Raw genomic sequence first — 22,006 nt, forward strand, 5'->3', positions numbered from 1 at the left:
TGGCGCGCGGCTACCTGCACCGCCCGGGGCTGACCGCCGACCGGTTCGTCGCGTGCCCGTTCGGTGGCCGTCCGGGTGAGCGCATGTACCGGACGGGCGACCTGGTGCGCTGGAACCGGGACGGGCACATCGAGTACCTCGGGCGCCTCGACCACCAGGTGAAGGTGCGGGGCTTCCGCATCGAGCTGGGCGAGATCGAGGCGGCGCTCGCGGCGCACCCGGCCGTGTCGCAGAGCGTCGTCGTCGCCCGCCGCGACGCCGCGGGCGACACCGTCCTCGCCGGCTACGTGGTCGGCGACGCCCCCGACCCGGCGGCGCTCCGCGAGTTCGTCGGGCGGACGCTGCCCGACTACATGGTCCCCGCGGCGGTCGTCGTGCTGGACGCGATGCCGCTGAACCCGAACGGCAAGCTCGACCGCGCCGCCCTCCCCGCGCCCGGCGTGGCCGGGTCCGCCGCCGGACGGGCGCCCCGCGACGCCCGCGAGGAGGCGCTCTGCGCGGTGTTCGCCGAGGTGCTCGGCGCGGAGCGGGTCGGGATCGACGACGACTTCTTCGACCTCGGCGGCGACTCCCTCAAGGCGACGCGCGTCGCGTCCCGGGTCCGCGCCGTCCTGGGCGCCGACGTGAAGGTCCGCGCGGTGTTCGAGGCGCCGACCGTCGCGGCGCTCGCCGCCCGGCTGGCGGCGGAGGGCGGCGGCGACGCCCGCCCGCCGCTCGTCCCCGCCGTGCGCCCCGACCCGCTGCCCGTCTCGTACGCGCAGCGCAGGCTGTGGTTCATCCACGACCTGGAGGGGCCGTCCGCGACCTACCACATCCCGATCCCGCTGCGCCTGCGCGGCGACCTCGACCTGGCCGCCGTCCGCGCCGCGACCCGCGACATGCTCGCCCGGCACGAGGCGCTGCGCACGGTGTTCGCCGAGGCCGGCGGCGAGCCGTGCCAGCGGATCCTGCCCGTCGGGGAGGCCGCGGCGGACCCGGTCGTCGCCGACTGCGGCCCGGACGAACTGGCCGGCGCGGTGCTCGCCGCCGCGACCCGCGGGTTCGACCTCGCCGCCGAGCCGCCGGTGCGGGTGCACGTGTTCCGCGTCGCGCCCCGCGACCACCTGCTGCTGCTCGTCCTGCACCACATCGCGGGCGACGGCTGGTCGATGGAGCCGCTGGCCCGCGACCTCATGACCGCGTACGCGGCCCGCGCCGCGGGGCGCGCCCCGGACTGGGCGCCGCTGCCCGTCCAGTACGCCGACTACGCCGTGTGGCAGCGCGCGGTGCTCGGCGACGAGGACGACCCCGCGAGCCCGATCTCCCGCCAGCTCGCTTACTGGCGGGCCGCGCTGGACGGGCTGCCCGAGGAGCTGGGGCTCCCGGCGGACCGCCCGCGCCCGGCCCGCGCGTCCGGGCGGGGCGCGCAGCACGCGTTCACGCTGCCGCCCGGGCTGCACGCGTCGCTCGCCGCGCTCGGCCGCGACCACGGCGCGAGCCTGTTCATGGTGCTGCAGGCGGCGCTCGCCGGGCTGTTCACCCGGCTGGGCGCCGGGACGGACGTGCCGATCGGCGCGCCGGTCGCGGGCCGCCCCGACGAGGCGCTGAACGACCTCGTCGGCGTGTTCGTCAACACGCTCGTGCTGCGCACCGACACCTCCGGCGACCCGACGTTCGGCGAGCTGCTCGCCCGCGTCCGGGAGACCGACCTCGCGGCGTTCGCGCACCAGGACGTCCCGTTCGAGCGGCTCGTCGAGGTGCTGAACCCGGCGCGGTCGATGGCGCGGCACCCGCTGTTCCAGGTCATGATCTCGATGCAGAACGACCCGTCCGCGCGGGTCGAGCTGCCCGGCCTGACGGTGGAGCCGGAACCCGTCGACCCGGGCGTCTCCCGGTTCGACCTGGCGCTGCTGGTGGACGAGCGGCACGACGCGTCCGGCGCGCCCGCCGGGATCGACTGCCGCCTGGAGTACGCCCTCGACCTGTTCGAGCCGGACACGGCGCGGGCGATGGCCGCGCGCCTCGAACGCCTCCTCGCGCAGGTCGCGGCGGCCCCCGACCGCCGGCTGTCGTCGGTCGACCTGCTCGACGGCGCCGAGCGCGCGATGCTGCTGGACGAGTGGAACGACACCGGCGTGCACGTCGAGCCGGCGGTCGTCCCCGACCTGGTGGAGGCGCAGGCCGCCCGGACGCCCGCCGCGACGGCCGTCGTCGCGGGCGCGGCCCGCCTCACGTACGCGGAGCTGAACGCCCGCGCGAACCGCCTGGCCCGGCACTTGATCGGGCGGGGCGTCGGCCCTGAGGACTTCGTGGCGCTGGCGCTGCCGCGCGACGCCGACCTCATCGTGGCGGCGCTGGCCGTGCTGAAGGCGGGCGCGGCCTACCAGCCGATCGACCTGGCCTACCCGGCGGACCGCATCGCGTACATGCTGGCCGACGCCGCCCCGGCGGCCGTCATCACCACGACCGCCGCCGATCTCCCGCCGCTCGACGCGGCCCGGATCGAGATCGACGCCCTCGACCTGGCCGGCGGCGACCTGGCCGGCGGCGGCCCGGCCGCCGACGCCGCCGACGTCACCGACACCGAGCGCGTCCGGCCGCTGCACCCCGGGCACCCCGCGTACGTCATCTACACGTCCGGTTCGACCGGGCGGCCCAAGGGCGTCGTCGTCTCGCACGCCAACGTCGTCGACTTCTGCGCCGAGTCGTGGGACTCCTACGGCTGCGCGCGCATGGCGCGGGTGCTGTTCTCGACGTCGCTGAACTTCGACGTGTCGGTGTTCGAATGGCTCGTCCCGCTGACCTGCGGCGGCGAGATCGAGGTCGTCCGCGACCTGCTGGAGGTCGCCGAGCGGGGCGGCTGGTCGGGGACGCTGATCAGCGGCGTCCCGTCGGCGGTCGCGGCGCTCGTGGCGCGCGGCGGGCTGCGGCTGGAGGCGGGCGACATCGCGCTCGGCGGCGAGGCGCTGCCGCCGCAGCTCGTCCGGGACCTGCGCGCGCTGCTGCCGGACGCCCGCATCTCCAACATCTACGGCCCCACCGAGGCGACGATCTTCGTCACCGGCTGGTACGACGACGGCAACGCGCGGGGCAACGCGCCGATCGGCCGCCCCATGGCGAACACCCGCGCGTACGTGCTGGACGAGCGGCTGCGGCCCGTGCCCGTCGGGACGCCCGGCGAGCTGTACCTGGCGGGGGAGGGCTTGGCGCGCGGCTACCTGCACCGCCCGGGGCTGACCGCCGACCGGTTCGTCGCGTGCCCGTTCGGTGGCCGTCCGGGTGAGCGCATGTACCGGACGGGCGACCTGGTGCGCTGGAACCGGGACGGGCACATCGAGTACCTCGGGCGCCTCGACCACCAGGTGAAGGTGCGGGGCTTCCGCATCGAGCTGGGCGAGATCGAGGCGGCGCTCGCGGCGCACCCGGCCGTGTCGCAGAGCGTCGTCGTCGCCCGCCGCGACGCCGCGGGCGACACCGTCCTCGTCGGCTACGTCGTCGGCGACGCCCCCGACCCGGCCGAGCTGCGCGCGTTCGCCGCGCGGACGCTACCGGAGTACATGGTCCCGGCCGCGGTCGTCGTGCTCGACGCGATGCCGCTGAACCCGAACGGCAAGCTCGACCGCGCCGCCCTCCCCGAACCGGACTTCTCCGGCGCCGCGACCGCGCGCGGTCCCCGCGACGCCCGCGAGGAGATCCTGTGCGGGATCTTCGCGGACGTCCTCGGGCTGCCCCGCGTCGGCATCGACGACGGGTTCTTCGACCTCGGCGGCGACTCCCTCAAGGCCACCCGCGTCGTCGCCCGCGCCCGCGCCGCGCTGCACGCCGAACTGCCCGTCCGGGCCCTGTTCGAGACCCCGACGGTCGCGGGCCTCGCCGCGCACGCCGCGTCCGCCGCCGCGGCCGGCCCGGCGCGCCCGGCGCTGCGCGCCGCCGCCGAGCGCCCCGACCCGCTGCCGGTGTCGCCCGCGCAGGAGCGGCTCTGGTTCCTCAACCGGTTCGAGGGCCGCACCGCCACCTACAACATGCCGATCCCGCTGCGGCTCACCGGCGCGGTCGACGTCGGTGCGATGCGGGCCGCGCTGCGCGACGTCGTCGCCCGGCACGAGCCGCTGCGCACGGTGTTCGGCGACGCGGACGGCGAGCCGCACCAGGTCGTCCTCCCGGCGGACGCCGTCGAGGTGCCGTTCACCGTCGCGGACGCCGACCCCGCCGACCCGCACGGCGCCCTGTTCATGGACGCGGCGCGCGGGTTCGACCTCGCCGCCGAACCGCCCCTGCGCGCCCACCTGTACCGGCTCGGCGCCGCCGCCGGGAGCGGGGAGGACGAGCACCTGCTGATGCTCGTGCTGCACCACATCGCCGGGGACGGCTGGTCGATGGCGCCGCTCGCCCGCGACGTGATCACCGCCTACCTGGCGCGCCGCGACGGCGGCGCCCCCGAGTGGGCGCCGCTGCCCGTCCAGTACGCGGACTACGCGCTGTGGCAGCGGGAGCTGTTCGGTTCCGAGGACGACCCGGGCAGCCTCGTCTCCCGCCAGATCGCCTACTGGCGCGGCGCGCTCGCCGGGCTGCCCGACGAGATCCGGCTGCCGCACGACCGGCCCCGCCCCGAGCGCGCGTCCTACCGCGGCGGGCAGGTCCCGTTCGAGCTGCCCGCCGACCTCGCCGCGGGGCTGCGCGCCCTCGCCCGCGACCACCAGGTCAGCGTGTTCATGGTGCTGCAGGCCGCGCTCGCCGCGCTGCTCACCCGGCTCGGCGCCGGGACGGACGTGCCGATCGGCTCGCCCGTCGCGGGCCGCACCGACGAGGCCCTCGACGACCTCGTCGGCGTGTTCGTCAACACGCTCGTGTTCCGCACCGACACCTCCGGCGACCCGGCGTTCGCCGAGCTGCTCGCCCGCGTCCGGGAGACCGACCTCGCCGCGCACGCCCACCAGGACGTCCCGTTCGAGCGGCTCGTCGAGGTGCTGAACCCGGCCCGGTCGCTGGCCCGGCACCCGCTGTTCCAGGTGATGCTGACGCTGCAGAACAACCCGGAGGCGTCCGTCGAACTGCCCGGCCTCACCGTCGCCGTCGAACCGGTGGACGCCGGGGTCGCCAAGTTCGACCTGGAGTTCCTGCTGGAGGACGCGCGGGACGGCTCCGGCGCCCTCGCCGGGACGGTCGAGTACGCCCTCGACCTGTTCGACCGCGACACCGTCGAGCGCCTCGCCGGCTGGTACCGCCGCGTCCTGGAGGCGGCCGTGGCGTCCGGCGGCGCCGTCACCGTCACCGGCCTCGACCTGCCGGGCGCGCCCGTCCCCGAACCGGTCGAGGAGCGGACGGAGAAGCGGCTCGTCGCCTACGTCGTCGCGGCCCCCGGCGAGAAGCCCGACCCGGAGGAGCTCCGCGCGCACCTGCGCGCGAACCTGCCGGAGTCGATGGTGCCCGCCGCCGTCGTCGTCGTCGACGAGATGCCGCTCACCCCGAACGGCAAGGTCGACGTGAAGGCGCTGCCGCGGCCCGACCTCGCCGCGCCCGAGCCCGCCGCCGCGTACCGGGCGCCGTCCGGGCCGCGCGAGGAGGCCGTCGCCGCCGTCTTCGCCGACCTGCTCGGCGCGGACCGCGACCGGATCGGCGCCGACGACGACTTCTTCGCCCTCGGCGGCAACTCGCTGATCGCGATGCGGGTCGTCGGCCGCGTCCGCCGCGCGTTCGGCGCCGAGATCCCCGTCCGCGCCCTGTTCGAGGCGCCGACCGTCGCCGGGCTCGCCGCCCTCCTCGACGCCGGCGCCGAGCCGGAGCCCGCCCGCCCGCCGCTGGAGCGGCGCGAGCGGCCGGACGTCCTGCCGCTCTCGTACGCGCAGCAGCGGCTGTGGTTCCTCGGCCGGTTCGAGGGCCCGTCGGCGACCTACAACATGCCGACCGCGCTGCGCATCCGCGGCCCGCTGGACGCCGCCGCGGTCGACGCCGCCGTCGGCGACCTCGTCGCCCGGCACGAGACGCTCCGCACGGTCCTGCCCGACCACGGCGGGGTCCCCCGCCAGGTCGTCCTCGACCCGGCCGCCGCCCGCCCCGAACTGGAGATCACCGACACCACCGAGGCCGAGCTGCCGATGCGGCTCGCGACGGCCGCCGGGTACGCGTTCGACATCTCCGCCGAGCCGCCGCTGCGCACCCACCTGTTCCGGATCGCCCCGGACGAGCACGTCGCGCTGCTGCTCATGCACCACCTCGGCGGCGACGGCTGGTCGATGGCGCCGCTCGCCCGCGACTTCATCACCGCGTACGCGTCGCGCGCGGAGGGGCGTGCCCCCGAGTGGGCGCCGCTGCCGGTGCAGTACGCGGACTACACGCTGTGGCAGCAGGAGCTGTTCGGTTCCGAGGACGACCCGGACAGCCTGATCTCGCGGCAGATCGCCTACTGGCGCGACGCCCTCGCCGGGCTGCCGGAGGAGCTGCCGATCCCGACCGACCGGCCGCGCCCCGCCGAGGCGTCCCACCGGGGCGCCACCGCCCGCTTCCGGCTCGGCCCCGACACCCTCGACGGGCTCCGCCGCCTCGCGCGGGACACCGGCGCGAGCCCGTTCATGGTCGCCCAGGCCGCGTTCGCCGCGCTGCTCACGCGGCTGGGCGCGGGGACGGACGTGCCGATCGGCTCGCCGATCGCGGGCCGCACCGACGAGGCCCTCGACGACCTCGTCGGCATGTTCGTCAACATGCTCGTGTTCCGCACCGACACGTCCGGCGACCCCACGTTCCGGGAGCTCGTCGCGCGGGTGCGGGACACCGACCTCGCCGCCTACGCGCACCAGGACGTCCCGTTCGAGCGGCTCGTCGAGGTGCTGAACCCGCCGCGCCACCTCGGCCGGCACCCGCTGTTCCAGATCGGCCTCACCTTCCAGAACAACCCCGAGGCCCGCCTCGAACTCGACGGCTTCAGCGCCGAACCCGAACCCCTGCACGCCGGCGCCGCCCGCTTCGACCTGCTGATGGTCCTCACCGAGCGGGAGGACGGCCTCGACGGCGAACTCGAGTACGCCCTCGACCTCTTCGACGGCCGCACCGCCGAACGGCTCGTCGCGCGCTTCGAGCGCTACCTCGCCGCGCTGCTCGCCGCGCCGGACGCGTCCATCGCCGCCCCCGACGTCCTCGACGCGGACGAGCGCACCGCCGTCCTCGGAGACTGGGCGGGCGGCTCCGGCTCCGCACGTCCCGTGGAGCGCGCCACGATCCCGGCGCTGTTCGAGGCGCGTGCGGCGGAGCGTCCGGACGCGGTGGCGGTGTCGTTCGAGGGGGTGTCGTGGACGTTCGGTGAGGTGAACGCGCGGGCGAACCGGTTGGCGCGTCGTCTGGTCGAGCGGGGTGTGGGTCCGGAGCAGTTCGTTGCGCTGGCGCTGCCGCGTTCGGCGGAGCTCGTGGTCGCGATCTTGGCGGTGTTGAAGGCAGGGGCGGCGTATGTGCCGATCGATCCGGACTATCCGGCCGATCGCATCGCCTACATGGTCGAGGACGCCCGTCCCGTCCTGACGATTCGCGCCGAAGACGTGGACGCAGCCGGATACGACGACGCGAACCTGGATGTCCAGGTCTCCCCGGACAGTCCGGCGTACGTGATCTACACGTCCGGTTCGACGGGACGTCCGAAGGGCGTCGTGGTCCCGCATCAGAACGTGGTGCGGCTGCTCCGTTCCACGGAGGAGTGGTTCGGTTTCGGTCCGGACGACGTGTGGACGCTGTTCCACTCGTACGCGTTCGACTTCTCGGTGTGGGAGCTGTGGGGCTCGCTGCTGTACGGCGGCCGTCTCGTCGTCGTGCCGTACCTCACGTCCCGTTCGCCGGCCGATTTCCTCGCGCTGCTCGAAGCCGAACGGGTCACGGTTCTGAACCAGACGCCGTCGGCGTTCTACCAGTTGATGGCGGCCGACAAGGAGTCTCCGGGGCGTGACCTGTCGGCGTTGCGGTACGTCGTGTTCGGTGGCGAGGCGCTTGAGCTGGGCCGTCTGGACGACTGGTACTCGCGGCACCCGGAGAACGCTCCGACGCTCGTCAACATGTACGGGATCACCGAGACCACGGTGCACGTCTCGTACGTCGCCCTCGACCGTGCCTACGCGGCGACCGCTCCGGGCAGCATCATCGGGACCGGCATCCCCGACCTGCGCGTCTACGTGCTCGACGACTACCTCCAGCCCGTTCCGCCGGGCGTCGTGGGCGAGCTGTACGTGGCGGGCCCCGGCCTCGCGCGCGGCTACCTGAACCGTCCCGCGCTGTCCGCGGAGCGGTTCGTCGCCGACCCCCACGGCAGAGCGGGCGCCCGCATGTATCGGACGGGTGACCTGGGCCGATGGCGCCGCGACGGGGCACTGGAGTACCTCGGGCGCGCGGACCAGCAGGTTCAGCTGCGCGGGTTCCGGATCGAGCCGGGGGAGGTGGAGGCGGCCCTCACCCGCCACGGCGACATCCGCGACGCCGCTGTCGTCGTGCGCGACGACCGCTTGGTCGCCTACGTCGTCGGCTCGGGCGTCGAGTCCGCCGAGCTGCGGCGGTTCGTCGGCCGCGATCTGCCGGACTACATGGTTCCTGCGGTCATCGTCGAGCTGGAGGCGCTGCCGCTGACGGTGAATGGGAAGCTCGACCGCAAGGCGCTTCCCGAGCCCGACTTCTCGGCCAAGGTTTCCTCCCGTACGCCGTCCACTCCCGAAGAAGAGACCCTGGCCCGTCTGTTCGCCGAGGTGCTGAACCTTGAGCGGGTCGGGGTGGACGACGGGTTCTTCGACCTCGGCGGCGACTCCATCATCGCCATCCAGCTCGTTTCCCGGGCCCGGCAAAGCGGCTTGGTGGTGAGCCCGCGCGAGGTGTTCCAGCACCAGACCGTCGAGGAACTCGCGGCGGTTGCCCGGCCGGTGGGGGAGGACGAGCAGGTCGAGGCGGAACCGCCCGGCGCGGGGGTCGGCCCGGTGCCGGTCACCCCGATCGTCGGGTGGCTGCGCGAGCGCGTGGACGGCGACGCGTCGCTCATCGCCGGGTTCCACCAGTCGATGCTGCTCCGCACGCCGCCCGCCCTCGGCGTCGACCGGCTGGCGGGCGCGCTCGCGACCCTCGTCGACCACCACGACGTCCTCCGCCTCCGCCTCGACGCGGACGAGGACGACGGCGGCCGCTGGCAGCCCGTCGTCCGCCCGGCGGGCACGGTGGACGCGGCCGCGCTCGTCACCCGGGTCGACATCGCGGGCCTGGACGACGACAAGCGCGCCGCGCTGCTGGCCGAGCAGGCCGCGGCGGCGCGGGACCGCCTCGACCCGCGGGACGGGACGGTGGCGCAGCTCGTCTGGTTCGACGCGGGCGACGAGCAGGGCCGGCTCCTCGTCGTCCTGCACCACCTGGTGGTGGACGGCGTGTCGTGGCGGATCCTGCTGCCCGATCTCGTCACCGCGTGGGCCGGGGGAGACCTGCGGCCGGTCGGGACGTCGTTCCGCCGCTGGGCGCAGAAGCTCACCGCCGCCGCGCCCGGCGAGGACGCGCTCGAGGACTGGCTCGACATCGTGGACGGGCCGCCGCAGCGGCTCGCGTCCCGCGACCTCGACCCGCGGGTGGACATCGCGGCCCGCGCCCGGCACGTCACCCTCGACCTGCCCGCGGACGTCACGGGCCCGCTGCTCACGGACGTCCCGGCCGCGTGGAACGCCCGCGCGAACGACGTGCTGCTCGCGGGCCTCGCGCTCGCGGTGGCGCAGTGGCGGCGGCACCGGCCGGGCGGCGGGCGCGGCACCGACGTGCTGATCGACCTGGAGGGGCACGGCCGCGACGACGTGGTGCCGGGCGCGGACGTGTCCCGGACGGCCGGCTGGTTCACCTCGATCCACCCGGTGCGCCTCGACGCGGGCCCCGCCGACTGGACGCAGGTCCGGGCCGGGGGACCGGGCGTCGCGGCGGCCGTCAAGAAGGTGAAGGAGCAGCTCCGGGCCGTCCCGGACGCCCAGCAGTACGGCCTCCTGCGGTACGTCGACCCCGACGGGGAGGCCGCGGCCGAGCTGGCCGCGGCGCCGACCGCGCAGATCGCGTTCAACTACCTCGGGCGGGTCGCGCCCGGCGGCGCCGAGGACTGGGCGCTCGCGCCGGAGGAGCCGCCCGCCGGGGAGGACCCGCGGATGCCGATGGCGCACGCCCTGGAGATCAACGCGATCACCCGGGACCTGCCGGACGGCCCCGTCCTGTCCGCCACCTGGACCTGGCCGGGCGAGCTGCTGGACGGCGCCGACGTGCGGGACCTCGCGGACGCCTGGTTCACCGCCCTGCGCGGCCTCGTCGCGCACGTCACCGCCGCCGCGTCCGCCGACGGCGCCGCGCCGGTCGGCGGGTTCACCCCGTCCGACCTGCTCGTGGACCTCGACCAGAGTGAGATCGACACGCTGCAGAACGCCTGGAGGAACCAGCATTGAACCGGGGGGACCTCGAAGACATCCTGCCGCTGTCGCCGCTCCAGCAGGGGTTCTTCTTCCACGCCCTGTTCGACGCCGACGACACGGACGTCTACACGGCCCAGTTCGTCCTCGACCTGGAGGGCCCGCTGGACGTTCCGGCGCTGCGGGCCGCCGCGGAGACGCTGCTGCGCCGCCACGCCAACCTGCGCGCCGCGTTCTGGCACGAGGACCTGTCGCGGCCGGTGCAGGTGGTCCCGCGGACGGCGGACCTGCCGTGGGAGGAGGTCGCGGCGGCGGACGCGGCCGAGGCGGACGCGGTCGTCGCGCGGGAACGGGCCCGCGGGTTCGACATGACCGCGCCGCCGCTGCTGCGGTTCGTCCTGGTCCGGACGGGGCCCGAGCGGTTCCGGCTCGTCTTCACCAACCACCACATCCTGCTGGACGGCTGGTCGACGCCGATCCTCGCGACCGAGCTGTTCATGCTGTACGTGCAGGGCGGCCACGACGCCGGGTTCCCGCGCGTCACCCCGTACAAGAACTACCTCGCGTGGCTCGCGCGGCAGGACCGGGCCGCCGCCGAGGACGCCTGGCGCCGCGCCCTCGACGGCGTCGACGGCCCGTGCCTGGTCGCGCCGGAGGCCGCCGCCCGCGCGCCCCGCCCGCCCGAGCGGACGGCCACCGCGCTGGACCGGCGGACGACGCGGCGGCTCACCCGCGCGGCCCGCCGCCACAACGTCACGCTGAGCACCGTCCTGCAGGGCGCGTGGGGGCTGGTCCTCGGCAGGCTCCTCGGCTCCCGCGACGTCGTGTTCGGCGCGACCGTCTCGGGCCGCCCGCCCGAGCTGCCCGGCATCGAGCAGATGATCGGGCTGTTCATCAACACGCTGCCGATCCGCGTCCGGTACCGGCCGGACGAGCCGCTCGCCGCGCTCCTGGAGCGGTTGCAGGCCGAGCAGACCGACCTGCTCCCGCACCACCACCTCGGCCTCACCGACATCCAGCGGGCCGCCGGGCAGGGCGGCGCGCTGTTCGACACGATGACGGTGCTGGAGAACTACCCGTTCGACCCGGCGTCGATGGAGGGCTCGCTGAACGGCGTCCGCATCGCCGCCGCCGACTCCTACGACGCCACGCACTTCCCGCTGTCGTTCGTCGCCGCGCCCGGGGAGGAGCTGTCGCTGCGGCTGCACTTCCGGCCGGACGTGTTCGAGCGGGACGCCGTGGAGGGGCTGCTCGCCCGGGTCCGCCGCGTCCTGGAGGCGTTCGCCGACGACCCGTCCCGCGCCGTCGGCGCCCTCGACCTCGCCGGGGACGGCGGGCGGGCCGCGCTCGCCGCGTGGAACGACACCGCCGCCGCCGTCCCCGCCGGGACGGTCCCCGACCTGTTCGAGGCGCGGGCCGCCCGCACCCCCGGCGACGTCGCGCTCGTCTGCGGCGGCGCGTCCCTCACCTACGCCGAGCTGAACGACCGCGCGAACCGCCTCGCCCGCGACCTCGCCGCGCGCGGCGTCGGCCCCGAGGACCGCGTCGCGCTCGTCCTGCCCCGCACCCCCGACGTCGTCGTCGCGATCCTCGGCGTGCTCAAGGCGGGCGCGGCGTACGTGCCGGTCGACCCGGAGTACCCGGCCGACCGCATCGCGTTCATGCTGGACGACTGCGCCCCCGCGTGCACGATCACCCCGGACGACGTCCCGTCCGCCGGGGACGGGCTCGGGAACCCGGACCGCGCCCTGCGCGGCGCGAACGCCGCCTACGTCATCTACACGTCGGGTTCGACCGGCCGGCCCAAGGGCGTGACGGTCACCCACTCGGCCGTCCTCAACTACTACGAGGCGCACCGGGACCGGCTCTTCGACCCGGTCGCCGAGGCGGCGGGCGGACGCCGGATGCGGTTCGCGCACCTCGCGTCGTTCTCGTTCGACACGTCGTGGATGGGCCTGCTGTGGATGATGCACGGCCACGAGCTCCACCTCATCGACGACGACACCCGCCGCGACGTCGAGGCGTACACCCGGTACGTGGCGCGCGCGCACATCGACGTCGTCAACACGACTCCCTCGCACTTCACGTCCCTGCGCGACGCGGGCCTGCTGGACGACGACGGCCGGCACCGCCCGGCGCACCTCCTCCTCGGCGGCGAGGCCGTCGGCGAGGCGCTCTGGGCCGAGCTGCGCGCCCTCGCCCCCGCCCTCACGGCCCGCAACTTCTACGGGCCGACCGAGTCGACGGTCGACACGACGAACCAGGTCGTCGCCGACGCCGACCGGCCCTCGATCGGCGGCCCGCAGCGCGGCACCCGCGCCTACGTGCTGGACGCCGCCCTCCAGCCCGCGCCCCCCGGCGTCCCCGGCGAGCTGTACCTGGCGGGCGCCCAGCTCGCCCGCGGCTACCTCGGCCGCCCCGGCCTCACCGCCGGACGGTTCGTCGCCGACCCGTACGGCCCGCCCGGCGACCGCATGTACCGGACCGGCGACCTCGCCCGGTGGCGCCCCGACGGCACCCTCGAGTACCTCGGCCGCGCCGACGACCAGGTCAAGATCCGCGGATACCGGGTCGAGCCCGGCGAGATCGAGTCCGTCCTGGCCGGGTTCGAGAGCGTCGCGGGGGCCGCCGTCGTCGTCCGCGACGGCCGCCTCGCCGCCTACGTCGTCCCCGCCTCCGTGGACGTCGCCGCGCTGCGCGCGCACGCCGCCGCGCGGCTGCCCGACCACATGATGCCGTCGTTCACGGCCCTCGACGCGCTCCCGCTCACCGTGAACGGCAAGCTCGACCGGGCCGCGCTGCCCGCCCCCGGCGGCACCGCCGGGGCCGGCCGCCGCGCGCCCCGCACCCCGCAGGAGGAGATCCTCGCGGGCCTGTTCGCCGAGATCCTCGGCGCGGCCCGCGTCGGCGCCGACGACTCGTTCTTCGACCTCGGCGGCGACTCCCTCACCGCCACCCGCCTCGTCGGCCGGGTCCGCTCCGCCCTCGGCGCCGAACTCCCCGTCCGGGCGCTGTTCGAGGCCCCGACCCCCGCCGGGCTCGCCGCCCGCCTCGCCGGCGCCGGACGCGACGTCCGGCCCGCCCTCCGGCCCGCCGAACGGCCCGACGTCGTCCCGCTCTCGCACGCGCAGCAGCGGCTCTGGTTCCTCAACCGGTTCCAGGGCGCCGGGGCCCTGTTCAACATGCCGGTCGCGCTCCGCCTCGACGGCGCCCTCGACCTCGACGCCCTCCGCGCCGCGCTCGCCGACGTCGCCGCCCGGCACGAGTCGCTCCGCACCATCTTCCCGGACGGCTCCGGCAGCGCCCGCCAGCTCGTCCTCGACCCGGCCGCCGCCCGGCCCCGCCTGGACGCGGCCGCGACCGACGAGGCGCGGCTGCCCGCCGCCCTCGCCGCGGCCGCCGGGCAGGGCTTCGACCTCTCCGTCGAGCCGCCGCTGCGGGCCCGCCTGTTCGCGCTCGGCGGCGACACGCACGTCCTGCTGCTGGTCCTGCACCACATCGCCGCCGACGGCTGGTCGATGGCGCCGCTCGCCCGCGACGTCATCCTCGCCTACGCGTCGCGCGCGGAGGGCCGTGCGCCGGAGTGGGCGCCGCTGCCGGTGCAGTACGCGGACTACACGCTGTGGCAGCAGGAGCTGTTCGGTTCGGAGGACGACCCGGACAGCCTGATCTCGCGGCAGATCGCCTACTGGCGCGACGCCCTCGCCGGGCTGCCGGACGAACTGCCGCTCCCCGCCGACCGGCCGCGCCCCGCCGAGGCGTCCTACCGGGGCGGCACCCACGAGTTCGACCTCGACGCCGACCTGCACGCCGGGCTCGTCGCCCTCGCCCGCCGGCACGGCGCCAGCCTTTTCATGGTCGTGCAGGCCGCCTACGCCGCGCTCCTCACGCGGCTGGGCGCGGGGACGGACGTGCCGATCGGCTCGCCGATCGCGGGCCGCACCGACGAGGCCCTCGACGACCTCGTCGGCATGTTCGTCAACATGCTCGTCCTGCGCACCGACACGTCCGGCGACCCGTCCTTCAACGACCTGATCGCCCGCGTGAAGGACACCGACCTCGCCGCCTACGCGAACCAGGACCTCCCGTTCGAGCGGCTCGTCGAGATCCTCAACCCGGCGCGCTCGATGGCCCGGCACCCGCTGTTCCAGGCCGTCCTGTCCTTCCAGAACAACCCCGAGGCCCGCCTCGAACTCGACGGCCTCACCGGCCGCGCCGAACCCCTCGCCTCCGGCGTCGCGAAGTACGACCTGTCGCTCTACCTGCGGGAGCGCCACGGCGACGACGGCGCGCCCGGCGGCCTCGAAGCCGCGCTCGAGTACGCCCTCGACCTGTTCGACCCCGCCACCGCCGCCTCGATCGGCGACCGCTTCGAACGGCTCGTCCGCGCGCTCGTCGCCGACCCCGACGCCCCCATCGGCACCGCCGACGTCCTCGACCGCACCGAGCGCCGCACCCTCCTGCGCACGTGGGCGGGCGGCCGCGCCCCGGTCGCCGAGCGGGCGACGATCCCTGCGTTGTTCGAGGCGCGTGCGGCGGAGCGTCCGGACGCGGTGGCGGTGTCGTTCGAGGGTGTGTCGTGGACGTTCGGTGAGGTGAACGCGCGGGCGAACCGGTTGGCGCGTCGTCTGGTCGAGCGGGGTGTGGGTCCGGAGCAGTTCGTTGCGCTGGCGCTGCCGCGTTCGGCGGAGCTGGTCGTTGCGATCCTTGCGGTGTTGAAGGCGGGCGCGGCGTATGTGCCGATCGATCCGGATTATCCGGAGGATCGGATCGCGTACATGCTGGACGACGCCCGTCCCGTCCTGACGATCCGGCCGGAGGATGTCGACGCTCCCGGATACGACGACACGAACCTGGACGTGCGGATCTCCCCGGACAACCCGGCGTACGTGATCTACACGTCCGGGTCGACGGGCCGCCCGAAGGGTGTTGTCGTCCCGCACCAGAACGTGGTGCGACTCCTCCGCTCTACGGAGAAGTGGTTCGATTTCGGTCCGGACGACGTGTGGACGCTGTTCCACTCGTACGCGTTCGACTTCTCGGTGTGGGAGCTGTGGGGCTCGCTGCTGTACGGCGGCCGTCTCGTGGTCGTCCCCTACATGACTTCACGGTCGCCGCAGGACTTCCTTCGCCTGCTCGAAGCGGAGCGGGTGACGGTCCTCAACCAGACGCCGTCGGCGTTCTACCAGTTGATGGCCGCCGACCGGGAGGACCCGGGCCACGACCTTTCGGCGCTGCGCTATGTCGTCTTCGGCGGGGAAGCCCTCGAACTCGGCCGTCTGGACGACTGGTACTCGCGGCATCCGGAGAACGCTCCGACGCTCGTCAACATGTACGGGATCACCGAGACCACGGTGCACGTATCCTACGTCGCCCTCGACCGTGCGTACGCGGCGACCGCTCCCGGCAGCATCATCGGGACCGGGATCCCTGACCTGCGCGTCTACGTGCTCGACGACTACCTCCAGCCCGTTCCGCCGGGCGTCGTGGGCGAGCTGTACGTGGCGGGCTCCGGCCTCGCGCGCGGCTACCTGAACCGTCCCGCGCTGTCCGCGGAGCGGTTCGTCGCCGACCCCCACGGCAAAGCGGGCACCCGCATGTACCGGACGGGTGACCTGGGCCGATGGCGCCGCGACGGGGCACTGGAGTACCTCGGCCGCGCGGACCAGCAGGTTCAGCTGCGCGGGTTCCGGATCGAGCCGGGCGAGGTCGAGGCGGCCCTCACCCGCCACGGCGACATCCGCGACGCCGCCGTCGTCGTGCGCGACGACCGCTTGATCGCCTACGTCGTCGGCTCGGGCGTCGAGTCCGCCGAGCTGCGGCGGTTCGTGGGCCGTGACCTGCCGGACTACATGGTTCCTGCGGTCATCGTCGAGCTGGACGCCCTCCCGCTCACTGTGAACGGGAAGCTCGACCGCAAGGCGCTCCCCGAACCCGACTTCTCGGCCAAGGTCTCCTCCCGCACGCCGTCCACCCCCGAAGAAGAGACCCTGGCCCGGCTGTTCGCCGAGGTGCTGAACCTTGAGCGGGTCGGGGTGGACGACGGGTTCTTCGACCTCGGCGGCGACTCCATCATCGCCATCCAACTCGTCTCCCGGGCCCGTCAAAGCGGCCTGGTGGTGAGCCCGCGCGAGGTGTTCCAGCACCAGACCGTCGAGGAACTGGCGGCCGTCGCCCGGCCGGTGGGGGAGGACGAGCAGGTCGAGGCGGAACCGCCCGGCGCGGGGATCGGGCAGGTTCCCGCGACGCCGATCATGCACTGGTTCCGGGACCTCGACGGGCCGGTCGCGGGCTACAGCCAGCGCATGCTGCTCCAGGTGCCGCCGTCCCTCGGCGTCGCGGACCTGACCCGGGCGCTGCGCACGGTCATCGACCACCACGACATGCTCCGTCTCCGCGTGCACGGCGCCGAGTTCGAGGTCGCCGAGCGGGGGGCGGTCGACGCGGCGCCGCTCGTCCGGCGCGTGGACGTCGCCGGGCTGGACGGCGCGGAGCTGCGGGCGGTCCTCGCCGCGGAGGCCCGCGCCGCGCGCGCCCGGCTCGACCCCGAGGCCGGGACGACGGCGCAGCTCGTCTGGTTCGACGCCGGCCCGGACCGCTCGGGCCGCCTCCTGCTCACCCTGCACCACCTGGTCGTGGACGGCGTGTCGTGGCGGGTCCTGCTGCCCGACCTCGTCACCGCGTGGGCCGGGGAGGCGCCCGACCCCGTCCCGACGTCGTTCCGCCGGTGGGCGCAGCGGCTCGCCGCCGAGGCGTCCGACCCGGCCCGCGCCGCCGAGCTGCCGCTGTGGGAGGACGTCCTCGCGACGCCCGATCCCGCGCTGGGCGCGCGGCCGCTGGACCCGGCCGCCGACACGTTCGGCGCCGCCCGCCACCGCACGGTGAGCCTGCCCGCCGACGTCACCGGGCCGCTCCTCGCGGACGTCCCGGCCGCGTTCCACGGGCGGGTCAACGACGTGCTGCTCACCGCGCTCGCGCTGGCCGTCGCCGAGTGGCGCCGCGACCGGGGCGTGACGGACGAGACGGCGGTGCTCGTCGACCTCGAGGGCCACGGCCGCGAGGAGATCGTCCCGGGCGTGGACCTGTCGCGGACGGTCGGCTGGTTCACGTCGATCTTCCCGGTGCGGCTCGACGCGGGCTGGGTGGAGCCGTCCGACGTCCGCGAGGGCGGCCAGGCGGTCGGGACCGCGCTGAAACGCGTCAAGGAGCAGCTCAGGGAGATCCCCGACAACGGGATCGGGTACGGGCTGCTGCGGTACCTCAACCCGTCGTCGGCGGCGCGGCTCGCCGGGCGCCCGCACCCGCAGGTCGCGTTCAACTACCTGGGGCGGTCGGCCGCCCCGGAGGCCGCCGACTGGGGCCCGGCCGCGCAGGAGGAGTCCGACGCCCTGGGCGGCGGGCAGGACGACGCGCTCGCGCTCGTCCACGCGATCGAGGTGAACGCCCACACCCGGGACCTGCCGGACGGCCCCGAACTGACCGCCACCTGGACCTACGCCGCGGACCTGTTCGACGACGCCGCGATCGCCGACCTGGCGGGGCGCTGGACGGCGGCGCTGCGCGGCCTCGTCGCGCACGTCGTGGACGGCGCCGCCGCGGGCCCGGTCGGCGGGTTCACGCCGTCCGACCTGTCGCTGGTGGACGTGAGCCAGGACGAGATCGACGAGCTCGCCGCGGAGCTCGACGGGGAATGGGAGGACGATTGAGCACGTCGCAACTCGAGGACATCCTCCCGCTGTCCCCCCTGCAGCAGGGGCTGTTCTTCCACGCCCTGTACGACTCGGACCGCGACGTCTACACGGCGCAGATCGTGTTCGACCTGCGCGGACCGCTGGACGCGGACGCGCTGCGGGCCGCCGCCGCGACGCTGCTGCGCCGCCACGCGAACCTGCGCGCCGGGTTCCGGCAGCGCAAGGAGGGCTCGCCCGTCCAGGTCGTCCACCGCACGGTGAAGCTGCCCTGGCGGGACGCCGACCTGACCGGCCTGCCGGACGCCGACCGGGAGGCGGAGGCGCGGCGGCTCGCGGACGCCGAGCGGGCCCGGCCGTTCGACATGGCGAAGCCGCCGCTGCTGCGGTTCCTGCTCATCCGGTTGGGCGACGACCTGCACCGCATGGTGTTCACCAACCACCACATCCTGCTCGACGGCTGGTCCACGCCCGTCCTGCAGACCGAGCTGTTCGCGCTCTACCTGGCGAAGGGCGACGACACCGGCATGCCGCGCGTCGCCCCGTACAAGAACTACCTCGCGTGGCTCGCGCAGCAGGACCGGGCCGCCGCCGAGGACGCCTGGCGCCGCGCCCTCGACGGGTTCACCGAGCCCGCGCTCGTCGCGCCCGGCGCGTCCGAGCCCGGCGCGGAGACGCCGGGACGGGTCCGCACCCGCCTCACCGAAGACCTCACCGCCGCGCTCGGCGCGCGCGCCCGCGCGCAGGGCGTCACCCTCAACACCGTCCTGCAGCTCGCGTGGGGCGTCCTGCTGGGCCGCCTCACCGGGAGCACGGACGTCGTGTTCGGCGCCGCCGTGTCCGGACGGCCCCCCGAACTGCAGGGCGTCGAGCAGATGATCGGCCTGTTCATCAACACGCTGCCGATCCGGGTGCGGGTCCGCCCCGCCGACACCGTCGCCGCCGCGCTCACCCGGCTGCAGGACGAGCAGGCCGCGCTGATGCCGCACCACCACCTCGGCCTCTCCGACGTGCAGCGGCTCGCGGGCGGCCGGGCGCTGTTCGACACGATGACGGTGCTGGAGAACTACCCGTTCGACCCCGACGCCGCGGGCACCGACCTCGGCGGGCTGTCCCTGCACGGCGTGGACGGCCACGACGCCAGCCACTACCCGCTGACGTTCGCGGCCGTCCCCGGCCGGGCGCTGTCGCTGCGGATCGACCACCGCACCGACCTGTTCCCGCCGGACGACGCCGAACGGCTGATGCGGCGGCTGGTCCGCGTCCTCGAGGCGATCGCGCACCGGCCCGGCCTGCCGCTCGGCGCCGTCGACGTCCTCGACGCCGAGGAGCGCGCGCTCGTCCTGCGCGACTGGCAGGGACCGGAGACCGGCCGCCCCGCCCGCACCGTCACCGGCGTCTTCGCCGAGCGGGTCGCCGCCGCGCCCGGCGCGGTCGCCGTCCGCACGCCGCACACCGGCGCGTCGCTCACCTACGCCGACCTGGACGAGCGCGCCAACCGGCTCGCGCACCGGCTCATCGGGCTCGGGGTCGGGCGGGACGTGCCGGTCGCCGTGCTGCTGGAGCGGTCCGCCGACATCGCCGTCGCGTCCCTCGCGATCCTCAAGGCGGGCGGCGCGTACGCGCCGATCCACCACGGGTACCCGGCCGAGCGCACCGCGTGGGCGGTCGCCGAGGTCGCGGCGCCCGTCCTCGTGGTGAACGCGCCGATGCGCGGGCGCGCCGCGGACCTGGAGACGTCCGCGCACGTCCTCGACCTCGACGGCGACCCCGAACTCGCCGCGCTGCCCGGCACCGACCCCGGCGTCCCGTGCCACCCCGAGCAGCTCGCGTGCGTCCTGTTCACCTCCGGGTCGACGGGCGTGCCGAAGGGCGTGATGCTCCGGCACCGCGACGCCGTCGACCTCGCCACGGACGGACGGCTGCGCGGCGGGGCCCACGACCGCGTCCTGGTGCACTCGCCGCACGCGTTCGACGCGTCGCTCTACGAGCTGTGGACGCCGCTGCTGCACGGCGGCACGGCCGTCGTCGCGCCGCCCGGCCACCTCGACGGCGCCGCCATCGAGCGGCTCGCCGAGGACGGCGACCTCACCGGCCTGTTCCTCACCACGACCCTGTTCAACCTCGTCGCGGACGAGCGGCCGCAGGCGTTCGCGCGGCTCCGCGAGGTGCTCACCGGCGGCGAGGCCGGATCCCCGGCGGCGGTCCGCAAGGTCCTCGCCGCGTGCCCCGGCACCGAGGTCGGCAACGTGTACGGGCCGACCGAGGCCACCACGTACACGACCGTCACCGGGCTGCGCGGCCCGCTCGCCGACCCCACCGAGACGTCCGCCGTGCTGGGCCGCCCGATCGGTGACATGCGCGTCTACGTGCTGGACGCGGGCCTGCGGCCCGTCCCGCCCGGGGTGGTGGGGGAGGCGTACATCGCGGGCGCCGGGCTCGGCCGCGGCTACCTGCGCCGCCCGGCGCTCACCGCCGAGCGGTACGTCGCCGACCCGTACGGCGCGCCCGGCGACCGCATGTACCGGACGGGCGACCTGGTGCGGTGGCGCCCCGGCGGCACCCTGGAGTACGTCGACCGCGCCGACTTCCAGGTGAAGGTGCGGGGCTTCCGCATCGAGCTGGGCGAGATCGAGGCCGCGGTCGCCGCGCACCCCGCCGTCGCGAACGTCGCCGTCGTCGCCCGCGAGGACGCGCCCGGCGTGAAGTCGCTCGTCGCGTACGTCATCGCCCCCGGCCTGCCGGCCGGGGACGGGGACGGAGACGGGACGGGCGGCCTGCGGCGGTTCGTCGCCCGCCGGCTGCCCGAGTACATGGTGCCCGCGGCGTTCGTCCGGCTCGACACGTTCCCCGTCGGGCCCAACGGCAAGCTCGACCGCCGCGCGCTGCCCGCCCCCGACTACGGGGAGGCCGCCGCCGGGCGCCCCCCGGCCACCCCCGAGGAGGAGCGGCTCGCCGGGATCGTCGCGGGCGTCCTCGGCCTCGACGAGGTCGGCGCGGACGTCAGCTTCTTCGACCTCGGCGGCGACAGCATCACCGCGCTGAAGGTCGTCACCCGCGCCCGGCAGGCCGGCATCGAGCTGACCCCCAAGGACGTGTTCACCCACCAGACGGTCGAGGCCCTCACCCGCGTCGGCGACCCCGAGGACCGGCTCGGCTTCGAGGTGCTGCTCCCGATCCGGGCGTCCGGGACGCGGCCGCCGGTGTTCTTCGTGCACCCCGCCGGGGGCCTCGCGTGGGGCTACCTGCAGTTCCGGCGGCACCTCGGACCCGACCAGCCCGTCTACGGGCTCCAGGCGCGGGCGTTCACCCGGTCCGAGCTGCCGGGGTCGGTCGAGGAGATGGCCGAGGACTACCTGGCGCAGATCCGCGCCGTCCGCCCGTCCGGCCCCTACCACCTCGCGGGCTGGTCGCTCGGCGGGCTCGTCGCCTACGAGATGGCCGTCCGCCTCCGGGCCGCGGGGGAGGAGGTCGGGATGCTCGCGCTCATCGACGCCTACCACGGGCAGGACCTCGAGTCCGAGCGCCGCGAGGTCCTGCCCGAGCTGCTCCAGGCCATCGGCATCGACGCCGGGATGATCGCCGCGGACGGCGCCCCCGACATGGCGCGGATCATGGCGGTGCTCGCCGAGCGCGAGGACGCCCTCGCCACCCTCGGCGAGGACGACCTCGTCAACGTCTACCGCAACTACGAGAACGGGCTCCGGCACGCCGAGGAGTACCGGCCCGGCCGGTACCGCGGCGACGTGGTGTTCTTCACCGCGCTCAGGGGGCGCACCGCCGACTCCCCCACCGGGCGGGCGAACTGGGGCCCGCTCGTCGACGGCGGCGTCGAGGAGTACCCGATCGACGTCGACCACCACCTGCTGATGGAGCCCGGCCCCGCCGCCGAGATCGGCGCCGTGCTCGCCGCAAGGCTCGACAAACTCCACAGCGAGACCGGAAAGGGATGAC

At 75.3% G+C, this 22,006-nt stretch carries 3 protein-coding genes; all 3 read left to right on the forward strand.

Translation table 11 applies throughout. The annotated features are described in order from the left end of the window. A partial coding sequence (locus tag DMH08_RS08085) for a non-ribosomal peptide synthetase (protein ID WP_125612761.1) occupies positions 1 to 10,400 on the forward strand: 10,400 nt, incomplete at its 5' end. Next, entirely contained in the window at positions 10,397 to 18,070 is a 7,674-nt protein-coding gene (locus tag DMH08_RS08090; RefSeq protein ID WP_125612763.1) for a non-ribosomal peptide synthetase, read from the forward strand. The genes DMH08_RS08085 and DMH08_RS08090, both read left to right, overlap by 4 nt. After that, positions 18,067 to 22,005 (forward strand): non-ribosomal peptide synthetase, encoded by a 3,939-nt coding sequence (locus DMH08_RS08095; RefSeq protein WP_233617476.1) that lies wholly within the window; start codon positions 18,067 to 18,069, stop codon positions 22,003 to 22,005. Before DMH08_RS08090 ends, DMH08_RS08095 begins: the two co-directional genes overlap by 4 nt. Position 22,006: the final 1 nt, after the last annotated feature.

It is taken from the genome of Actinomadura sp. WAC 06369 (assembly GCF_003947565.1).
Taxonomy (GTDB): Bacteria; Actinomycetota; Actinomycetes; order Streptosporangiales; family Streptosporangiaceae; genus Spirillospora; species Spirillospora rifamycini.